General features: G+C 66.3%; 1 pseudogene. It reads left to right on the top strand.

What is annotated here, in order from left to right:
- Positions 1-75: 75 nt before the first annotated feature.
- Positions 76-1,058: pseudogene (locus B0W80_RS34050) on the top strand (hypothetical protein); the annotation flags it as partial.

The raw sequence follows: 1,058 nt of genomic DNA, 5'->3' as shown, positions 1-1,058 counted from the left end.
AATTCCATCGGGCACCTGAGCTCCTTCACCGACCGCAGCGGCACCACGACCTATGCGCGCGATATGTATAGCCGTGTGACCGCCAAGACGCAGGCGCTCGCCAACGGCTTCCGTCAACAGGTCGGCTATGGCTTCACATCCGCGGGTCAGCTGGCCAGCATCACCTATCCCGGCGGCAGCATCCTCGGCCTGGGCTACGACGCGACCGGCCGACTGATCCAGCTGAACTGGAACGGCAACCCGCTCGTCACCGGCATCACCTGGAACCCGATGGGCCAGCCCACCGCCTGGACCTGGGCCTTCGTGCCGGGCGTGCGCGCCAACCGCACCTACGACACCGCGGCACGGCTGACCCAGACCGAGTTCTCCAGCTATGTCTGGGACGCCGCCGGGCGCATCACCAGCCTGACGCAGAAGCTCTTCGTGCCGTCGAGCACGAATCCGGCCGAAGCGGGCATCGCGCAGCTGAATGTGGTTTCGTACATCGGCTACGACGCCGTGGGCCGCGTCGTGCGGTTCAACGGCCCCGATCACCAAGCCACCTTTGCCTACGACGCCAACGGTAACCGCATTGCCAGCAGCCTGACGCGAAACGGCCAGACGACCACCCGCGACTACAGCGTGCCGGCGGACAGCAACCGGATCGAGGGCTTCACGCAGACCCTGGGCGGCACCACGACCCGCATCCGCTACGGCTACGACGCCAACGGGGGCATGACCAGCGACGGCCTCCGGGCGTACAGCTATGACGCGGAGGGACGGTTGAGTGCAGCAACGACCGGTGCCACGGACAGGAGCCCGACGACGCGCTACGCGCACAACGTGCTGGGGCAACGCGTCTTCAAGACCGAGCCGCTGTATGCGCCGAGCGAAGGAGACGAGAAAGACCCGGGGTTCTTCCAGAGCCTCGTCGGGTTCTTCACGAAGCTGTGGGGGCCGGGTGCGAATGACGCGGAGAAGCAGGGTTTCGCGTTCGTGTACGACGAAGAGGGAAGCCTTCTCTCCGAGACCGGTACCGGCGGCGCCAACAGCGCGGGCAGCACGCAGTACATCTACCT

It is taken from the genome of Variovorax sp. KK3, from assembly GCF_001984055.1.
GTDB lineage: Bacteria > Pseudomonadota > Gammaproteobacteria > Burkholderiales > Burkholderiaceae_C > Variovorax.
The sequence above is the reverse complement of the archived record's forward strand: the minus strand, read 5'-3'. Positions and strand labels throughout refer to the sequence as shown.